We start from the raw sequence: 19664 nt of genomic DNA on the forward strand, positions 1-19664 counted from the left end.
ATGCTTAAATGTCGGCCGCGGATAACATGAAGTTAATGATATGAAGCTGAATCTGCGCCAGATCGAGGTGTTCCGCGCCGTCATGGTGAGCGGCTCGATCAGCGGCGCTTCCAACCTGCTGTTTGTCTCGCAACCGGCCGTCAGCCGGCTGATTTCCCACATGGAGCAGCGCCTGGACTTGCAGCTGTTCGAGCGGATCAAGGGACGCCTGTATCCGACACCGGAGGCGCGCCGGCTGTTCGAGGAGATTGCCAGCGTTTACCAGGGCGTGCAGCGGGTCAGCGACGTTGCGGACAATCTGGCACGCAACCGCATCGGACAACTGCGCATCGCCTGCAGCCCCAATATTGGTCAGTCGGTGATGCCGCGAGCCGTGGCAATCTTCTGCGCGCGCTACCCGGAAGTACGGATCGAGCTCCACACGCTCATACCGAGCGGCATGTTGCAGGGGCTGCTGACCCAACAGGTGGAGTTCGGCGTGACCTACATGCCGGTGGCTCCCCCGAGCCTGGAGGTGCGCCCCCTCTACAAGAACCGAATCATGGCCGCACTCCCGCGTGGTCATGACCTGGCGCGCCACAAGACCGTGCGCGTTCGCGCTCTGGCCAAAGAGCCGTTCGTCGGCTACAGCAGTGACATCCCCTTCGGCCAGCTGGTGCGCCAGATTTTTGGCAGCGAAGCGCACCAACCCGCCACGCGGGTCGAGGTCCTCCAGGCCCACGTCGCCTGCGCCATGGTGCAGGCCGGGGTCGGCGTGGCACTGGTCGACGAGCTGACTCTCAAGGGCCCGATATGGGCCAACATCGAGGCGGTTCCGATCACGCCCGCGGCCTACGCGCCGGTGAATGTCTTCCATCTCCAACTGCAGCCCTTGTCCCGCATCGCAAGGGAATTCATCGAAGTGCTCGGATCGCTGGATCTGTAGCGGATCCCGCCGCGCTGGCCAGGAGGCCTGGATCACACACGCTTAACATGATGCTATGGGCTCTCGATAAAAAGGAATGCGACATTATTGAACTTCATCCCTAGCATCCCGTGATCGATCGAATGCGGTGGTTCGCAGCGGTCCCAACAAGCCACGAGGAGACACCTGGATGAAAGAGCTGGCAGTTCAATCGGGAGCCGATGCCATCGGTCCCGGCCCCGTTGCATCAAGCGAGGGCAGCCGCAAGCGGGCAGTCATCGCCGCGGCGACCGGCAACGCCCTGGAGTGGTATGACTTCACCGTCTATGCCTTGTTCGCCGTCTACATCGGCCAGAACTTCTTCAAGAACGACGACCCGACGGTGCAGCTGATCGGCTCGTTCATGGCCTTCGGCTTGGGCTACGTCGCGCGTCCCCTGGGGGCCGTGCTGATCGGCTCCTATGGCGACCGCGCCGGCCGCAAGGCGGCACTGACCATGACGATCATGCTGATGGCCCTGGGCACGCTGCTGATCGCGATCGCCCCGCCCTACGCCGCGATCGGCATCGGGGCGCCGCTGCTGATTGTCTGCGGCCGCCTGCTGCAGGGCTTTTCCGCCGGCGGCGAGATCGGTAGCGCGACCGCCTTCCTGGTTGAGCACGCGCCGCCCGAGAAGAAGGGCCAGTACGCCTCCTGGCTGCAGGCCAGCATGGGCATCTGCAACGTGCTCGGCGCACTGGTGGCCACCATCGTGACCACCGTGTTCACCGAGGACCAGGTCAGCGAGTGGGCATGGCGCATTCCCTTCATCGTCGGTCTGGCGATCGCGCCGGTGGGTCTTTGGATGCGCGCGACACTCGACGAAACCCCGCATTTCAAGCAAGAGGCCGCCCGCGCGAAACGCGCCGGTGCCGTCAAGAAGACGCCCTTGAGGCAACTGTTGCGCGAATGCCCGAGACAGCTGCTGACGGGCGTGGGTCTGTCCGTGCTGTGGGCAGCCGGCCCCTATTCGCTGATCATCTACATGCCGATCTACCAGCAGAAGACGATGGGCTTCAGCAGTTCCGAGGCGTTCCTCGCTTCGTTCATCGGCAACTTCTTCCTGATCGGGGGCTGCCTGATCTCGGGCACGTTGTCCGATCGGATCGGGCGTCGCGCCATGCTGCGCATCGGCGCCGCCTCGCTTCTGGTCTGCGTCTATCCGCTGATGATGTGGCTGCAGCATGCCCACACCACCCTGAGCTTGATCATCGTGCAGTGCATGTTCTGCACACTGGTCTCGCTGTTCGTCGGCGTGGCGCCGGCGGCTCTTTCGGAAATCTTCCCAACGGCGGTTCGTGCCTCAGGCATGTCCCTCTCCTACAACACGGCAGTCACACTCCTGGGCGGGTTCGCGCCGGCCATCCTGACTTGGATCACGTACACGACGGGCGTCGCCTTCGCACCGGCCCTGTACGTGATGGCCGCGGCGGTGATCTCACTGATTGCCATTGCCAACTTGCCGCCTGCGGCGAACGCGCACGGCTAGGCGACCGTGGGGCGGCGGGCACTGCGTGATACGCGACGTCCTGCTGCACCACACCTCGCGCGCAAATGCTCGGGGATGGCGTGGTGCCGATTTCACGATGCAACCGTCTGGTCCTGGCCGACTCCCGGCCTCCCGCCGACCCTAGGCAGGGGCCTACGCGTGGTTAGCCGCCGCACGCTTGACGGTGGCCAGTAGAGCGCCCGCGCCCAAGAACGTGAGCCCCGATAGTCGGTTGAAGGCCTTTGCCCGCCCTTTGACTCGCAACCACGGCGAAAGACGTGAAGCGAAGGTGGCGTAGGACATGAGCCAGAACAACTCGAAGCAGACGAAGGTGCCGCCAAGTATGGCGAATTGGTACAGCTGAGGTGAAGCTGGATTGATGAACTGCGGAAAGAACGCAGTGAAGAACAGCAATGCCTTCGGATTGCTTGCTCCCACCAGAAAGCCCTTGGCGTAGAGCACCTTGCGGCTTGAGCGACCGGCAGTGCCGGAAGGAAGCTCGAAACTGGAGGTCGTGGAGCGCAACGTCGCGACGCCGATGTACAGCAGGTAGCCTACACCGAACCACTTGATGGCGTAGAAGAGCGTTTCGGACGCGGCGAGAACTGCGCCGACCCCGATAGCCGAGCAAGCCATGATGCCGACGACGGCGGTGACGCTGCCAAGCGCTGAAAAGAAAGTGCGTCGGACCCCGTGATTAACTCCATTGGCAACGCACATCAGGACACTCGGGCCAGGCGTTACGGTCAGCACGAAGACAGCGACGATGTACAGCAACCAGGTTTCCAGGGACATGATTACTCCTAACGGGTGGCAGACATTGTGAGGGAAATGACGGCATGGCTAACGTCGGCACATCAGTGGTGCGCTAGGCTTTGGCGCACGATCGAGGACGAGCTGGTCGGCCCAGCCCGAGACAAGGCGCGATCGAGAATCATGCTGCCCAAGGGGAATGGCGAGCGCTCTTTTGCGCCGCCTCCGCTCCTTCGAGGGTCGCTTCTATCGTCGAAAGAAACTCGTAGCGCGAAATATCCAGCGACGCGATGAAGTACTCCAACGGCTCGCCGAGCTTGTCATAGACGATCCATTCGAGCTGAAAGACATGACTTCGGGGTGGCAAGTTCAGAAGCGCCACCTCTTGCGCGGTCGCCTCGCGCGCAACCAGGCGCTGCTCTGCGTGATCCGCCCGACGCCCCGTCTTCGCTTCAATCACCCGTAGCAATGAGCCGGAAAGATCGCCCAGCGTGGGATCAGGCCCTGCATCACGAGGAATGAACGAAACCTGATAGCTCAAGGGCTTGCCATCACTCTCGTGCAGGCGGGCAACGCGGTAGCAGGCAGCTTGGCTGTCCAAAGCCAACAATCGGTTCGCCTCGGGCCATGTTCCCTGCGCAAACTCCAACACCCTCGTGCTCGGGTGGAGTCCTGCCGCCAGCGCGTCGTAACTGAAGAAGCCGCGAAGCCGGCTGAGTTGCTGCCTGACCTTCGCCGGCGCCCAACGAAGGCGGCCCCTCGCCCGCGGCCTGTAGATAGCACCGTCGGCCATCATTTCGTCGAGGGCTCGTCGAACCGTGATTCGACTGACCTTGAAGCGATCCATGATTTCCTGCTCCGTGGGCAAGTCATCGTCAGGGCCGTACACACCGTGCCAAGACTTTTCCAGTGCTTGGCGAAGCTGGTGATAGAGGGGTAGCGGCCCGGTCTGATCCAAGGCGTCGGAAGGGGCATCAAGGGCTGGCTGCAGCATAGGAATCGTCAATGTTATGACATCAGTCTAAACCAGTTCGACCCAGCCGACGCCTCTATCACACATCCTATACGAGGGAAAGCAGGGAAATCCTGATGCATGTCTCTATGTCATAACATAGAGTCATTGAATTCGAACTACGGGACAAGATCGTGACCAAGATAGTGACGGCCGAGGCCGCCGTGGCGTTGATCCGCACCGGGGCCACCGTTCTAGTTGACGGCTCCGGCGGCGGCGTAAACGAACCGGGACGCGTCCTCCAAGCGCTGGAGCAGCGCTACCTCTCCGAAGGCTTGCCAACGGGCCTTACGGTTGTTCACCCCAGCGGGATGGGCGACGCCCAAGGCGGAGGCATCGACCGGCTGGCCCACCCCGGCCTGGTCAAGCGCTCGATCGGAGGCCACTGGAACTGGTGCCCGGGCATGCAGCAGCTCGCGACCGACGAGCAAATTGAGGCCTACTGCTTGCCGCAGGGCGTCCTCTCCCACTTGTTGCGTGCGATCGCGGGCCACGCCCCCGGCGTGTTCACCCATGTGGGACTTGGAACCTTCGTGGACCCACGCATCGATGGCGGCCGCTTGAATGCGAAAGCAGCGGACGACCTGGTCGAGCTGATCACCATCAAGGACCGCGAGTACCTCTTCTATCCTTCCTTCCGCATCGACGTCGCGATCATTCGTGGCAGCAGCGCCGACGAGTTCGGAAACATCACGATGGAAGATGAAGGGCTCTACGCCGAGACACTGTCTTCGGCGCAAGCCGCAAAGAACTCTGGCGGAATCGTCATCGCGCAGGTCAAACGCATGGTGCCAAGTGGCACGCTGGATCCTCGCATCGTCAAGGTGCCTGGCGTGATGGTCGATGCGGTAGTCGTTGAGCCGCAGCAACGGCTTTCCTTTCAGACCGAACGCGATCCCAGCCTCACGGGCGCCCTGAGGGTGGCAATCGATGACCTGCCCACGCTTCCATTCAACGAGCGCAAGGTCATTGCGCGCCGCGCGAGCTTCGAACTGCGGCGCAACGATGTGGCGAACCTCGGATTCGGAATGCCGGACGGCGTTGCCACCATCCTCGCCGAGGAGGGCCTCGGCGATCAGGTCGCCTTCACGCTCGAACAGGGCCACATCGGCGGCGTTCCGGCATCCGGTGCGGACTTCGGGCTGGCACGCAATCAGATGGCCATGATCGACGCCGGCTATCAGTTCGACTGGTATGACGGCGGCGGTCTGGACGTCGCCATCCTATCGTTCGCGCAGGTGGACGCGAAAGGCAACGTCAACGTGAGCAAGTTCGGCGGCCGCATCGCCGGCATTGGGGGGTTCGTCAACATCTCCCAAGGTGCGAAGCGCGTGGTGTTTGTCGGGACGCTCAAGGCGGGCCGCCAGAACCTGGCGTTCTCGGAAGCGGGCGCACAGGTCCTGCACGAAGCAAAGTCGGCCAAGTTCGTGCCCGAACTGGAACAGATCTCCTTCAGCGGCGAATACGCAAGCCGCTGGAAGGTTCCGGTGACCTACGTCACCGAGCGTGCGGTCTTTGCTCTTGACGACGAAGGTCTCATCTTGACCGAAGTCGCACCTGGACTCGATCTGGAACGAGACGTCATTCAGCAGATGGGCTTCCGGCCGCGCGTCTCTGCAAACCTGAAATCGATGGACCCGCGTCTGTTCGTGGATCGCCAAATGGGATTGCGCCTGGCTACCCAAACTGCGAAGGAGATCTGACATGCCTCTCGTACTGAAGGAACACGCGACGCAAAGTCGCGTTCTCCTGCTGACCCTGAACCGGGTTGAGCGGCACAACGCGCTGAGCAAGCCCCTTCTACAAGAACTCGACGAAGCCTTGAGCGCTGCGGCGCGAGACAAAGAAGTGGGATGCGTCGTGATCACGGGGTCCGGCGACCGCGCGTTCAGCGCGGGAGCCGACATCAGCGAACAGATCGGGTTTACGCCCGAAGACGCCTATGCCCACATGAGATGGGGTCAGGACCTGTTCACGAGGTTGGAGCGCCTCGACAAGCCCACGATTGCGGCGATCAACGGCTTCGCGCTGGGTGGCGGACTCGAGTTGGCGCTGGCCTGTGACATCCGAACCGCCAGCGCGACCGCACAGCTCGGCTTGCCCGAGGTGACGCTGGCCAACCTGCCAGGTTTCGGAGGCACCCAGCGGCTCCCGCGCCTCATCGGCGCTTCGCATGCCAAGCAGATCGCAATGTCCGGGCTTCGCGTCGCTGCTCAACGCAGTTTCGATCTCGGTCTCGTGAACGCGATCCATGCACCGGCCGACCTGCTGCAGGAAACCATGAAGCTGGCGGAAACCATCGCGTCGCGTTCGCCGGACTCGCTTCGCGCCATCAAGCAAGTGATCGACGACGGTCTGCAAAGCAGCGTCGGCGCCGGCATGGAGGCGGAAGCGCGGGCAGTTGCGCGCCTTTGGGGATCCGCCGACCAAAAGGCCGCTCAGGAGAAGTTCTTCTCCAAGCGCACGTCTTCCAACACCTGAGCAGAGACAACATGGAAACCCGAAACAAAACCCGCAAGGCGGCAATCGTCACCGGCGCGCGCCGTGGCATCGGTAGGGCTATTGCCTACTGCCTGGCCGACGCCAACTTCGACCTTTGCCTCAACGACCTCGTCGACGACGAGGCGCTGGAAGAAACCTGCGCCGAGCTGCGTCGTGGCGGCTGCAACGTCGTGACGGCGGTCGGTGACATCGCCGAAGCAAAGACGCATCAAGACATCGTCGGTACTGCCTGGGGCGCCTTCGGAAGCATCGATTGCCTGGTCAACAACGCCGGCATCCAGGTGCGTCGACGGGAAGACCTCATGCTCATCCAGCCCGACGACTTCGACCGGCTGCTGCGAGTCAACCTGCGCGGAACGTTCTTTCTAACGCAGGCTGTCGCCGCCCAAATGCTCGAGGAATCCGACCAACGACAGGGTCGCTCCATCGTGACGATTTCCTCATCGAATGCTGTCATGGCGTCCGTAGAAAAGGGTGAGTACTGCATCGCAAAGAGTGGCCTGTCGATGATGAACAAGCTGTTTGCAGTCCGGTTGGCGCCGCATGGCATCTGCTGCCATGAAATTCAGCCTGGTCTGATCGCGACGGACATGACCGCGCCGGTGCGAGAGATGTACGGAGAGCGGATCGGACAGGGCCTCACACCCATTCAGCACTGGGGTCAGCCGATGGACATTGGCCGCGCGGTGGAGACTCTGGCCACGCAAGCCATGCCCTTCACCACCGGACAGGCCTTCCAGATTGACGGCGGCCTCCAACTGCCTCGACTTTGATCGAGTCCGAATCGCCTTCCAACCCGTCCACTCCACTCACCAAAGGACCAACAATGCCCGTCATCTTCAAGCCTGTCGGCTCGATTCCCGCCGCGCTCCTTCCGTTCCATCCCGACTTCAGCATCGACGAATCGTCCTTTTGCTCTCACCTTCGCGATCTGGCGGACACAAAGGGTGTGACGGCGATCACGGTCAATGGCCATGCTTCGGAGGTGACGTCGTGCACCTTCGAGGAACAAACCCGTGTCATGGCCTTGGCTGCCGAAGCCGTCGGGTCAACTACGCCCCTGGTCGCTGGCGTCCACACCGAAAGCACGCTCGAGGCCAAGCGCATTGCGAAGATGTCGGAGCGCGAAGGAGCGTCGGCCCTTTTGGTCTTTCCTCCGGCCTTGCTGACTGCTGGACAAAGGGATGAAATGGTCCTCGGGCACTTCAAGCACATCGCGGAGGCGTCGTCCCTTCCGATCGTCCTCTTCCAGTATCCACTGGGTCCGGGGCAGGGCTACCGTTTGGACCTCCTAACGAAGCTGTGCGACGAAATCCCTTCCATTGTCGCCATCAAAGACTGGTGTGCCGACCCTCAGCTTCACGAGCACCACATCCGCACGCTGCAAGGTCGCACCCGTCCGGTCAATGTGCTGTCGACGCATAGCGCGTGGCTGTTCTCCTCGCTCGCCCTTGGCTGCAAAGGGCTGCTCTCTGGAGCCGGCAGCGTGATCGCTGGTTTGCAGGCAGACCTGCTGGAAGCCTTCGAGCAGAACGATCTGAAGCGTGCGCGTGCCGTGAACGAGTGCATCTACCCATTGGCCTCCGTGTTCTATTGCACCCCGTGGGTCGACATGCACAACCGCATGAAGGAAGCCCTGGTAATGCTTGGCAAGCTGCCGAGCGCGACGGTGCGGCCGCCGCTCATGCCATTGAATTCCGCAGAGAAGGAACGCATCCGCCGCGCCCTCGTTCTCGCCGGCCTGCTGGCGGCCTGAATCCGCGAGCCTCACATCCTCGTCGCAGAGACGCCCAACAACGAGACAACCAGTAGAGCCATGAACTTTCCAAAGATCCGCCGTAGAACCCTGATTGCAATGGTGGCCACCGGCGCAGTCGCCTTGCCAAGCCTGGCACCCGCTCAACCAGTGGCCTATCCGACGAAGCCCGTCCGTTGGATCGTCGGTTACCCGCCAGGCGGGGGCAGCGACACCATCGCGCGCATCGTTGGGGAGGGCATGGTCTCTTCGTTGGGCCAGCCTGTCGTGATCGACAACCGTCCCGGTGCGTCGGCAAACCTCGGCGGATTCGCCCTGGCGAATGCCCCGGCCGACGGCTACACGATCATGAATCCCGACAACGGATTGCTGATCTTCAATCCAATCCTGTATCAGAAGATGGGCTTCAATCCATCGAAGGATATGAAGCCGGTCGGGAAGATTGGTCGGCTCCATCTCGTGATTGCCGTGCCTCCGGATCACCCTGCAAAGTCGTTTGATGCGCTGCTTGACATGTTGCGCACCAGCAAGGAGCCCGTTCAGTATGCGGCGTCGAGCATCGGCTCGCCACTGCACCTCGCGATGGTTCGCCTCACGAAGGAAAGCAAGCTGGACACGACGCATATTCCCTACAAGGGCGCAGCACCGGCAATTTCAGACTTCCTTGCCGGCGTGGTGAAAGTCATCTGCGTCGATTACAGCACCGCAGCTCAGTACATCAAGGCGGGCAAGATGCGACCACTGGCTGTTGCATCGGACAAGCGCATCGCGCCATTGCCGGATGTTCCTACCGTCGCTGAAAAGGGCTTCCCCGGCTTCGAAGTCTACGCATGGCAAGGCCTGGTCGTGCCGGCAAACACACCGGACCCTATTGTTGCCAAGCTGAATGCCGCGCTCAACGCGTCTCTCAAGTCGAAGGCAGTCGCCGATCGCCTGGATGGTCTCGGCATCGAACCCACGCCAAGTACCCCGGGTGAATTGGGCACGTTGACCCGCCGCGAAGAGCAAGTGTGGCATCCCATCGTCCGTTCACTTGGGATCACGCTCGATTGAGGCCTGTCTCAACGTCCGACCGCTGAACGCGAAAAAAGAGCACCTGATACCCACTCCACCAAGTACGCCCATGACCATCGCACGCCCGCCCATCACCTACGGCCACCACATCTACGGCCGCAGTACCACGGGTCCGTCGAACGAGACGTTCGTCCGGAATTCTCCAATGTCCGCCGACGTCGTATCGGTCTATGCAAATGGGACGTCTTCGGACGTTGACTTGGCGAGCAACGCGGCCCGAGTCGCGTTCGACGAAGGGCAATGGCCTCGCATGCGCGGATCCGAGCGGGCACAGATTCTGTTGCGCTGGGCTTCCCTCATCCGTGACAATCAGGAAGCGCTCGCCGCGCTGGAAGTCGAAGAAACCGGAAAGACGATTCGGTTTGCGCGCGAAGACGCCATCGGCATGGCCGAACTCACTGCGTATGCAGCGTCGCTGGCCTACGAAATGCACGGTGACTCGTTCTCGAACCTGGGTGAGCGCCATTCGGCAGTGGTGCATCGGGAAGCCATCGGCGTCGTCGGGCTGATCGTTCCGTGGAACTTCCCGGGATTGATCTACTGCCAGAAGGTCCCGTTTGCGTTGGCGGCAGGGAATTCGGTGATCGTGAAGCCCAGCGAGTTCACATCGGGTACCGCGCTGTACCTGACTCGTCTCGCTGAAGAGGCTGGCGTGCCCGCTGGCGTCATCAACGTTGTGACAGGCGCTGGCCCGGTGGTTGGACAAAGCCTTGTGGCGCATCCTGATGTGGACATGATCAGCTTCACGGGGAGCACTGCCGTAGGTAGGAAAGTGCTCGAACAGGCGGCCGCAGCGCCCAAGCGCGTGCATGTCGAGCTCGGCAGCAAGGCGGCAAACATTGTCTTCGCTGACGCTGACCTGGAGGATGCCCTCGACGGCACCCTTTTCGGCGTCTTCTTCAATCAAGGCGAGTGCTGCGTCTCCGGCGCGCGTCTCCTTGTGCAGGACTCGATCGCCGACGAGTTCGTCACGGCCCTGGTTGCAAGAACCAAAGCGCTGCGCGTCGGAAACCCCCGTGACGAAAAGACCGACATTGGCGCCTTGATTCATCGCGATCACATGGTGAATGTCCTCAAGCACGTCGCAGAAGGTCAGAGCGCTGGTGCGCAACTCCTGATCGGCGGTGGGCCCCAGGAGGTCGTTGGCTTTCCCGATGGCGCGTTCATGCAGCTGACCATCCTGGACCAGGTGCACGAGGACATGAACGTGTTCCAGCAGGAAATTTTTGGGCCCGTTCTCGTCATCACGCGCTTCACAGACGAAGAAGAGGCGATCCGGCTCGCCAATGCGAGCAGCTACGGTTTGGCCAACGCGGTGTGGACGCGCGACGTCGACCGCGCCATCACGGTGCCTCGCCGCCTGAAGAGCGGCACTGTCTACGTCAATACCCAAATCGATGGTGCGGTGCAACTCCCGTTCGGCGGCTACAAGGGAAGCGGCTTCGGGCGCGAGATGGGCAAGCTGGGCCTGGAAGAGTTCACGCAAACCAAGAGCGTGATGTACCACCTCGGAAAGCGCCAGCCCTACTTCGTCTCCAAAGAGGTCTGAGATGTCCAAGCTGCGCGCACGCGCGATCGCTCCCTGGCTACCGTCCAGATTTGGATCCTGGGCGAACTCGGCATCGAGGGCCTGTTCGTGGCGTTCCCCGGCGGTGCAGCGGCGCGCGTGCGCTCCGAAGGCGGTTTTCGACATTCTGTTTGAGTATCGCCTCCCCATTGAATTGACCGAGGCCATCGCGCAATTGAGCGAAGTCGGAGCCGCAGCTGACTGGGTCACCCTCGGCAACGCTGAAGACGGCGTCTCGGTGGCACTTCAGAAGTACTGGCTGCTGCAGCGCCTATTTCCCACTCCCAACCTGGAGGACGCGCAATGAGCGAAATCGAGAAAAACCGTGCGGGTGATCCCGTGCTGAGCATGAAGGGGATCTGCAAGTTCTTCCCCGGTGTGAAAGCGTTGGACAACGTCCAATTCGAACTGAGAGGCGGAGAAGTCCACGCCTTGATGGGAGAGAACGGAGCGGGCAAGAGCACGCTGATGAAGATCCTGACGGGCGTATACCGGGCCGATGAGGGCCAGATCCTGATCGATGGAAAGGACGTGCAGCCGCGCAACCCTCTGGAGGCGACCGAACTCGGCATCACCATCATCCACCAGGAACTGAACCAGGTCCTGGAGATGACCGTTGCCGAGAACTTCTTTCTCGGTCGCGAGAGATTCAAGCAATTCGGATTGCTTCGGCGCGGCCACATGGACGCAGAGACCGAGCGTTGGACACGGCAGCTCGGCATGAACATCTCCGCGCGCAGCAAGCTGTGCGAACTGTCGGTGGCGGCACGCCAGATGCTTGAGATCGCCAAGGCGATCAGCAACAGCACCCGGGTCCTGGTCATGGATGAACCGACTACGGCGCTTAGCTCCGATGAGGTCAAACAGCTATTCGCCGTCGTTCGCCAGCTCAGATCTGACGGCGTGGCAGTCGTGTACATCTCGCACCGCATGGAGGAGGTGTTCGACCTTTGCGATCGTGTCACTGTGCTACGAGACGGGACCTTCGTCACCAGCGCGCCGATTCAAGAGATGACGCGCGACAAGCTGATTGCAAAAATGGTGGGACGAGAGCTCACGCAGCTGTTCCCTCCAGGGCTTGGGAAGGGACTCGGTGCCGAAGTGCTCAAGTTGCGCAACTTTGGGATCTTGCCATCGCCGGGTCGATGCCGAGTTGAAGGTGTTTCCCTGGAAGTGAAAGCCGGCGAGATCGTCGGCTTGGCCGGTCTAATGGGTGCGGGGCGCACCGAGTTGCTCGAAGGCATCTACGGTGTTGCCGTAGCGTCGCGCATCAGCGGCGAAATCTGGGTTGGCGGCAAACGACTCGCGTTCAAGTCTCCACGAGACGCAATTCAGGCCGGCATCGGTTTTGTGACGGAAGACAGAAAAGGGCAGAGCCTGTCGCTGGTTCGGCCAGTCGGCGAAAACGCCAGCCTGGTTGCGTTGAAAAGATTCACACGCGGCGGCTTCCTAAACCTCTCACGCGAACGCGCGGCACTCGAGGCGGAAGTGCGGGCGCTGCGCATCAAGACGCCAAGCCTCTCCACCCCGGTAGGAAGCCTCTCAGGGGGAAATCAACAGAAAGTCGTGCTGGCCAAATACCTTCTCAATGCGCCTGGCCTCTACTTGCTCGACGAGCCCACCCAAGGCATTGACGTCGGCGCCAAGGCTGAGATCTACGCATTGATCAATGAGCTTGCTTCGCGGGGCACGGCGGTGCTGATGGCGTCGAGCGACATGCAAGAACTGCTCGCCATGAGTGACCGCATCGTCGTCCTCTGCGAAGGAAGAGTGTCCGGCGAACTGACGCGCAGCGAAGCCACACAGGACCGAATACTTGATCTTGCAACTCGCTTCCGCACAAGCGAAATGAACGCCGCCGCACTCGGGCATTGACGGCAACGACAGTAAGGAGACATTCATCATGAGCACCGAATCCATCCAGCTGGGCTCGATTCCAGCACCCTCGAAGCACCTGGCTGGCAAGTCCTTCCTCAAGACCATTTTGAAGTTCCAGGGGTATCTGGGACTGGTCATTGTGTTCATTGCCGGGGCCATCTTCTCTCCAACGCAATCCGGCGAGAACCTGTTCCTGGATCTCTTCAACCAGATGAACATCCTGCGCTATGTTTCGGTGACTGGCATCATGGCGGTGGGCATGACACTGGTCATCCTCATCGCAGAGATCGACCTCTCAGTGGGCGCGATGCTGGCGTTCACGGCGACATTGACCGCCTACCTGTTGATGATCGTCCAGCTGCCGGCGCCGCTTGCATTCGTGATAGTGATCGCAGCGGGCGCATTGCTCGGCGGCGTGAACGGCGCCGTGACCACGCTCATGTCAATCCCGTCGTTCGTCGCAACGTTGGCCATGATGAGCGTCGCACGAGGCTTGGCTCGACTCTCTTTCGGCGGCAAAGCGATTCCGCTCCTTCCTAGCTCGATGGGCGGCAAGGTGTCGGAGACGACGTTCCTGGTGACCGAACGCATCGGGGGCATTCTTCCCGCGCCTGCCGTGATCATGTTCGCCGTTGCTCTCGTTGCATCGCTGTGCCTGAAGTACACGCCCTTTGGCCGACACATCTACGCCATCGGGGGCAATCCGATCGCGGCCCGCCTGTCGGGAGTTCGGGTCAAGCTGACCAAGATCATCGTCTTCGTGATCGCAGGCGTCTGCACGGCGCTCGCTTCCTACCTGCACGCATTGCAGTTGAACCAAGGCGCCCCCAACGACGGGGTTGGGTATGAGCTAAATGCGATCGCCGCCGTCGTCATCGGAGGTACGAGCCTCATGGGTGGCATCGGCACGATCGCCGGCACGATCGCCGGCGCATGGATGCTGGGAATGATCGACAACATTCTCAACCTGAACAACGTCGGGTCCGATGTCCAGCTCCTCATCAAGGGAGCCCTGATCGTCGTGGCCGTCGCGCTGCAGCGACTTCAGCGTCGCGCCTGAGACGCCTCACATCACGAACATCGAGGCGCTCCGGCCTCACGAAGGAAGTGTTTCCCCACCCGTGCATCGCGAGATGCAATTCATAGGCTCTTTTCGACACCCTCACTTGGAGACAAACAGCATGAACACCCATGGAATCCGCCGCGCCGCGCCCTTCATTCTTGCCGGCATCGCTGTCCTAACCGGCTTCTCCCAAGCCGTCGCCGCCGACAAGCAGTACGTCATCGGCTTCTCGCAGTTGGGCTTTGATCATCCTTGGCGTGTCGCCATGAACGAGCAGATCCAGGCAGAGGCCAAGAAGCATCCCGATCTCAAGGTCGTGATCACCAACGGACAGAATGACAACGCCAAGCAGGTGGCGGATGTAGAGAACCTTCTTCAGCAGAGGGTCGACCTGCTGATCATTTCGCCCAACGAAGCAGCTCCGCTGACCGCGGTCGTGAAGAAGGTCTACGATGCCGGCGTCCCCGTGATCGTTCTGGATCGCGCCCTCCTCGGCGATGGCTACACGATGTTCATCGGCGGCGACAACAAACTCATTGGCGTGAAGGCGGGTGAGTACGTCGCCAAGTGGTGTGCCGATCAGAACCGCAAGCCCTGCAACATTCTCGAGATCACGGGCCTCTCGGGTTCGCCACCGGCGCAGGATCGCTCTTCCGGCTTCGCCGAAGGCATCAAGAAGAATCCGGCTGCCAAGATCGTGGCCAGCCCGACCAGTGAATGGCAGAAGGAGAAGGCCCTTCCTGCCGCAGCAGCCGCCTTCCAGGCAAACCGCAGCATCGATGTGGTCTACGGCCACAACGACGACTCCGCGGCAGGCGCCTATATCGCAGCCAAGAATGCGGGGCTCGATCTGAAGAAGATGCTGTTCGTCGGCATCGACGGTCTGCCGGACCCGACAGGCTCGATTGTCAGCGTCATGCAGGGACGTCAGGGAGCGAGCTTCGTCTATCCCACCGGCGGCGCCGAGGCGGTGGCCTGGGCGCATCGCATCCTGGCCAAGAAGGAAAATCCGACCAAGAAGGTCACGCTCGGAACGGACGAGATCAATCCGTCCAACGCCAACGAGATGTGCAAGAAGTACGGTTGCACGGCGAACTGATGCGCGGGAGCAGCAGTCAGCGTGAGGGGCGAGAAACCCCTCCCCTACCTCAATGGACTCGATCATGAGCTACGACTACATCATTGTGGGGGCCGGTTCGGCGGGGTGCGTGCTCGCCAATCGGCTCAGCGATGACCCGCGGGTCAGAGTGCTGCTGCTCGAAGCTGGCAGCCGCGATCTGAATCCCATGATCCACATTCCGGGGGGACTTGGGAAACTGTTCGGCCCGCGCGTGAACTGGCGATTTCACACGACGCCGCAGAGGTATCTCGACAACCGACGAATCTGGTATCCGCAGGGAAAGACGCTGGGCGGATCCAGTTCGATCAACGCGATGATCTACATCCGAGGTCAGAAGGAGGACTACGACAACTGGGCGTCTCTTGGAAACGAGGGATGGTCGTACGAGGAGGTGCTTCCCTACTTTCGGAAGTCGGAAGACAACGCGCGTCTGAACGACAGGTTTCATGGCCAGGGCGGGCCGCTATGGGTATCCGACCAGGTCTCGCCCCACGTCCTCAGCAGGGCGTTCATTCAGGCGATTCAGGCCTACGGCCTGCCACCTAACGCCGACTTCAACGGCGAGACGATGTATGGCTCGGGGCTGTACCAGGTGACCTGTCGCAACGGGCGTCGGCGTTCTTCCGCAGTGTCCTACCTGGGCAGCGCCCGCAATCGACCGAATCTCAAGGTCCTGACCGGCGCAAGAGTGCTGCGGGTCGTCACCGAGAACGGCCGGGCAGTGGGCGTGGAGATTGCGCGAGGCAGGTCCGTCGAGACATTGCGCGCCGACGTCGAGGTGATCGTCTCCAGTGGTGCAATCAATAGCCCTCGAATGCTCCTTCTGTCTGGGATCGGGCCCTCAGAGGAACTCTCGGCATTGGGCATCAAGCCAGTGCATGACCTCGTGGGCGTGGGAAAGAACCTGCAAGATCATTTGAACACCAATGTCGTCGTGAGCTTGAAGGACCCGATCAGCTACGACGGTCAGGACCGCTATCCGAAAGCGATCCTCCATGGCATGCGCTGGCTGCTATCCCGAAGTGGGCCCGCAGCGTCGGTAATCGTCGAAGGTGGCGGCTTCTTCAAGAGTGAGGGCGCGACCCGGCCGGACCTTCAGATTCACATCGCGCCGGCGATGGTGGTCAGGGGCGGCCAGACCCAGCTCGAAGGGCATGGATTCACGATCAACTCAACCTTTCTCAGGCCGCGGAGCGTTGGCTCGGTCACATTGAGCTCAGCTGATCCACGAGCGGAACCGCTCATCGATCCAAACTACCACAGTGATCCTCATGATCGTCGCCAGTCGATAGTGGCCATCAGGACCATCAGAGAGGTTCTGGCACACCGTGAGATCGCGCAGTATGCGAAGGTGGAACGGCTGCCGGGGCCTGATGCCAAGACTGACGACCAGATCGCGAGCTATGTCCGTCAGTATGCGTGCTGCGACTACCACCCAGTTGGCACCTGCAAGATGGGTACAGACGATTCGGCTGTCGTCGACCCGCAGCTACGAGTCAGAGGTATCGATCGACTGCGCGTGGTGGACTCTTCGATCATGCCGGTGCTTATCAGCGGCAACACGAACGGCCCGACGATGATGATCGCGGAAAAGGCCGCTGACCTCATAAAGACGAGCCGGTAGTTCGCATAGCGCCGATGCGCCTCTTCGCGCACTTCACACAGAAACCCGAGGCTCGGAACGAGCCTCGGCCTGAATAGGATAATTCCCTTGAGTACCACACGGGTTTTGGTCGAAGACATTCGTTTGCTGGGTCGCATCCTCGGTGATGTCATCCGCGATCAGGAGGGTGGGGAAACCTTTGACCTTGTCGAGAGGATCCGCACACTCTCCGTCACCTTCCGCCGAGACGCCGACCATTCCGCCGATCGAGCGCTGAAGGATTTGCTTGAAGACCTTTCGGCCGCAGAGACGGTTCTCGTAATCCGAGCCTTCACCTACTTCAGCCACCTCGCCAATCTCGCGGAGGATCGTTACCAGATCCGTCGCCGCGCGGCGGCTGAGCGTGCAGACGTCGCGATAGAAGGAAGCCTCGATCTCGCGCTGGCGCGTATTCGCAACGCTGGCGTCAGCTCGGAAGAAGTGACCGCCTCGCTTGCGTACAGCTACCTCTCGCCCGTACTCACTGCCCATCCGACCGAAGTGCAACGCAAGAGCATCCTCGATGCCGAGCGCCGCATTGCAGCTCTGCTGACCACGCGCGATGAGATTCGCGCGCGACAAAGGATGTTCGCAGGCCAGAAGGACGCGCTTACCCCGCGCGAGCTCGCTGAGAATGAACTGCGGATCCGTGCCCACGTCACCCAGCTTTGGCAGACGCGTCTGCTGCGCTTTGCAAAGCTCACGGTAGCCGATGAGATCGAGAACGCGCTCGCTTACTACGAGGCGACTTTCCTGCGTGAGATTCCCCGCGTCTATGCGGACCTGGAGAGGGCCCTGGGTCGCGAGGACATCGCTTCCTTCTTCCGCATGGGCCAATGGATCGGTGGCGACCGCGACGGAAACCCGAACGTCACTGCCGAAACCCTGGAGTACGCGCTGCGCCGCCAGTGCGAGCTGGCCCTTCGTCACTACCTTACCGAGCTGCACTACCTGGGTGGAGAGTTGTCGTTGTCGGCCGCCTTGGTCGATGTGTCGCCCGAGATGCAGGCGCTGTCTGATGGGTCGCCCGACTCGAGCGAGCATCGCCTCGATGAGCCCTACCGCCGGGCGCTAACTGGCATGTATGCGCGCCTAGCGTCCTCGCTACGCGAACTGACGGGCGGCGTAGCGGCCCGTCATGCTGTTGAGCCGCAGAATCCATATCCGAATGCCGAAGCGTTTCTGGCTGAATTGCGAACGATCGAGAAATCGCTGCGGGAAAGGCATGGCAGTGCACTCGTTTACCATCGCCTCCGGCCATTGATCCGGGCGGTGGAGGTGTTCGGTTTCCACCTCGCGACCGTTGATTTGCGGCAGAGCTCCGACAAGCACGAGGCTGTGGTGACCGACTTGCTAAGAGTCGCGCGCATTGAATCGAACTACACCGGTCTGTCGGAAGACGCCAAACAATCGCTTCTCGTCAAGCTGCTTGACGATGCCCGTCCTCTGCGAGTGCCCGACGGCCACTACGAGCCGCTCACGATGGGCGAGCTGGCCATCTTTGCGCAGGCCCGTACCGCTCGCGCCAGGTATGGACGTGCAGCAATCCGTCACTACATCATCAGTCACACGGAAACAGTGAGCGACCTCCTCGAGGCTTTGCTCCTGCAGAAGGAAGTGGGGCTGATGCGCGGCACTCTGAGCGAAGACGCAGTCTCTGATCTGATCGTCGTGCCACTTTTCGAGACCATCGAGGATTTGCGCAACGCCGCCCCGATCGTGCGTGCCTTCTACACATTGCCGGGCGTCGATGCACTTGTACGCCGCTCGGGTGGTGAGCAGGATGTCATGCTGGGCTACAGCGACAGCAACAAGGACGGTGGCATCTTCACCAGTAGCTGGGAGCTGTACCGAGCCGGCATGGCGCTCGTGAAGCTGTTCGACGAGCTCAATGAAGGACGGGATGAGAAGATCCGACTGCGCATGTTCCACGGTCGTGGAGGCACCGTGGGGCGCGGAGGCGGCCCGAGCTACCAGGCCATCCTGGCGCAGCCGCCGGGCACCGTGCGCGGGCAGTTGCGGCTCACCGAGCAGGGTGAGGTGATCGGCTCCAAGTACGCCAACCGCGAAATTGGCCGCCGCAATCTTGAGACCCTGGTCGCGGCAACGCTGGAAGCAACCTTCCTTGCGTCGTCCAAGACCGCGCCGGCCAACTTCATGGCCGCTGCAGAAACGCTGTCGCGTACCAGCATGGCTGCGTACCGCGCGCTGGTGTACGAGACGTCTGGTTTCGTCGACTACTTTTTCGGGTCCACGCCGATTCTAGAGATCGCCGAGCTCAATATCGGATCTCGGCCCGCTTCGCGCAATCCCAAGCGCAACATTGAAGACTTGCGGGCCGTGCCTTGGAGCTTCAGCTGGGGCCAGTGTCGCCTCACTCTCAACGGCTGGTACGGTTTCGGAAGTGCGGTGGCCGGCTTCCTTGGCGACGACGCCCGCGATGTAGAGCGACAAGAGCGCACCGCGCTGCTGCAAAGCATGTATGCGAACTGGCCTTTTTTTCGAACGCTTCTGTCGAACATGGACATGGTCTTGGCCAAGAGCGATCTGCAACTGGCCACGCGCTACGCCGAGCTCGTGGGCGACCGCGTGCTGCGCGAGGAGGTGTTCGCGATGATTGAGGCCGAATGGCACCGCACTGCCGACGCGCTCTTGCTCATCACCGGCGCCAGTCGTCGGATCCAGGACAACCCGGAGCTTCAGCTGTCTCTGCGCTACCGCTTTCCCTATATCGATCCGATCAACCTGCTTCAAGTCGAGCTCCTGAGGCGATACAGAGACATTGATCGGAGTGACCGCGTGCAGCGTGGCATTCATATCTCCATCAACGGAGTCGCTTCCGGACTTCGCAACACGGGCTGACAC

At 61.4% G+C, this 19664-nt stretch carries 16 protein-coding genes; 14 read left to right on the forward strand and 2 right to left on the reverse strand.

Annotated elements, in window-relative coordinates:
* Positions 1 to 40 precede the first annotated feature (40 nt).
* Together AC1D2O_RS23770 and AC1D2O_RS23775 are read left to right on the forward strand one after the other, a co-directional pair.
* The gene (locus AC1D2O_RS23770; RefSeq protein WP_478093176.1) at positions 41 to 925 is read left to right on the forward strand and encodes a LysR family transcriptional regulator; all 885 of its coding nucleotides are present in this window, start codon (positions 41 to 43) and stop codon (positions 923 to 925) included.
* 169 nt (positions 926 to 1094) lie between these two features.
* On the forward strand, positions 1095 to 2432 hold the full coding sequence (locus tag AC1D2O_RS23775; RefSeq protein WP_477650394.1) for an MFS transporter: 1338 nt from the start codon (positions 1095 to 1097) through the stop codon (positions 2430 to 2432).
* 153 nt (positions 2433 to 2585) lie between these two features.
* Here AC1D2O_RS23775 and AC1D2O_RS23780 read toward each other — a convergent pair whose 3' ends face one another.
* Positions 2586 to 3227, reverse strand: a complete 642-nt coding sequence (locus AC1D2O_RS23780; protein ID WP_477650395.1) for a LysE family translocator — start codon at positions 3225 to 3227, stop codon at positions 2586 to 2588.
* A 139-nt stretch (positions 3228 to 3366) separates the two neighbouring features.
* Positions 3367 to 4179 (reverse strand): GntR family transcriptional regulator, encoded by an 813-nt coding sequence (locus tag AC1D2O_RS23785; protein ID WP_477650396.1) that lies wholly within the window; start codon positions 4177 to 4179, stop codon positions 3367 to 3369.
* Between the two features lie 152 nt (positions 4180 to 4331).
* Between AC1D2O_RS23785 and AC1D2O_RS23790 the strand changes: the two genes are divergently transcribed.
* From AC1D2O_RS23790 to ppc, 12 genes are all read left to right on the forward strand, one after another.
* Positions 4332 to 5900 (forward strand): acyl CoA:acetate/3-ketoacid CoA transferase, encoded by a 1569-nt coding sequence (locus AC1D2O_RS23790; RefSeq protein ID WP_478158002.1) that lies wholly within the window; start codon positions 4332 to 4334, stop codon positions 5898 to 5900.
* A gap of 1 nt (position 5901) precedes the next feature.
* Complete coding sequence (locus AC1D2O_RS23795; RefSeq protein WP_478158003.1) at positions 5902 to 6678, forward strand: enoyl-CoA hydratase/isomerase family protein; 777 nt, start codon at positions 5902 to 5904, stop codon at positions 6676 to 6678.
* An 11-nt stretch (positions 6679 to 6689) separates the two neighbouring features.
* Positions 6690 to 7472 carry a 3-ketoacyl-ACP reductase gene (locus AC1D2O_RS23800; protein ID WP_478158004.1) on the forward strand — a complete coding sequence of 261 codons (783 nt, stop codon included), beginning with the start codon at positions 6690 to 6692 and terminating at the stop codon, positions 7470 to 7472.
* Positions 7473 to 7525: 53 nt separating this feature from the next.
* The gene (locus tag AC1D2O_RS23805) at positions 7526 to 8455 is read left to right on the forward strand and encodes a dihydrodipicolinate synthase family protein (protein ID WP_477650115.1); all 930 of its coding nucleotides are present in this window, start codon (positions 7526 to 7528) and stop codon (positions 8453 to 8455) included.
* Between the two features lie 60 nt (positions 8456 to 8515).
* On the forward strand, positions 8516 to 9508 hold the full coding sequence (locus AC1D2O_RS23810; RefSeq protein ID WP_477650116.1) for a Bug family tripartite tricarboxylate transporter substrate binding protein: 993 nt from the start codon (positions 8516 to 8518) through the stop codon (positions 9506 to 9508).
* Between the two features lie 70 nt (positions 9509 to 9578).
* Positions 9579 to 11078: an aldehyde dehydrogenase family protein gene (locus AC1D2O_RS23815; protein WP_478158005.1), complete on the forward strand. Its 1500-nt coding sequence runs from the start codon at positions 9579 to 9581 to the stop codon at positions 11076 to 11078.
* 1 nt (position 11079) lies between these two features.
* Positions 11080 to 11403, forward strand: a complete 324-nt coding sequence (locus AC1D2O_RS23820; protein WP_478158006.1) for a hypothetical protein — start codon at positions 11080 to 11082, stop codon at positions 11401 to 11403.
* Positions 11400 to 12971: a sugar ABC transporter ATP-binding protein gene (locus tag AC1D2O_RS23825; protein WP_478158007.1), complete on the forward strand. Its 1572-nt coding sequence runs from the start codon at positions 11400 to 11402 to the stop codon at positions 12969 to 12971. The genes AC1D2O_RS23820 and AC1D2O_RS23825 overlap by 4 nt, the downstream gene beginning before the upstream one ends.
* Before the next feature lie 28 nt (positions 12972 to 12999).
* Positions 13000 to 14034, forward strand: a complete 1035-nt coding sequence (locus AC1D2O_RS23830) for an ABC transporter permease (protein ID WP_477650120.1) — start codon at positions 13000 to 13002, stop codon at positions 14032 to 14034.
* A 106-nt stretch (positions 14035 to 14140) separates the two neighbouring features.
* Positions 14141 to 15136 carry a substrate-binding domain-containing protein gene (locus tag AC1D2O_RS23835; RefSeq protein ID WP_478158008.1) on the forward strand — a complete coding sequence of 332 codons (996 nt, stop codon included), beginning with the start codon at positions 14141 to 14143 and terminating at the stop codon, positions 15134 to 15136.
* Positions 15137 to 15200: 64 nt separating this feature from the next.
* Positions 15201 to 16781: a GMC family oxidoreductase gene (locus tag AC1D2O_RS23840; protein WP_478158009.1), complete on the forward strand. Its 1581-nt coding sequence runs from the start codon at positions 15201 to 15203 to the stop codon at positions 16779 to 16781.
* Between the two features lie 87 nt (positions 16782 to 16868).
* Complete coding sequence (ppc, locus tag AC1D2O_RS23845) at positions 16869 to 19661, forward strand: phosphoenolpyruvate carboxylase (protein WP_478091032.1); 2793 nt, start codon at positions 16869 to 16871, stop codon at positions 19659 to 19661.
* Positions 19662 to 19664: the final 3 nt, after the last annotated feature.

It is taken from the genome of Variovorax sp. P1_G12, from assembly GCF_056405555.1.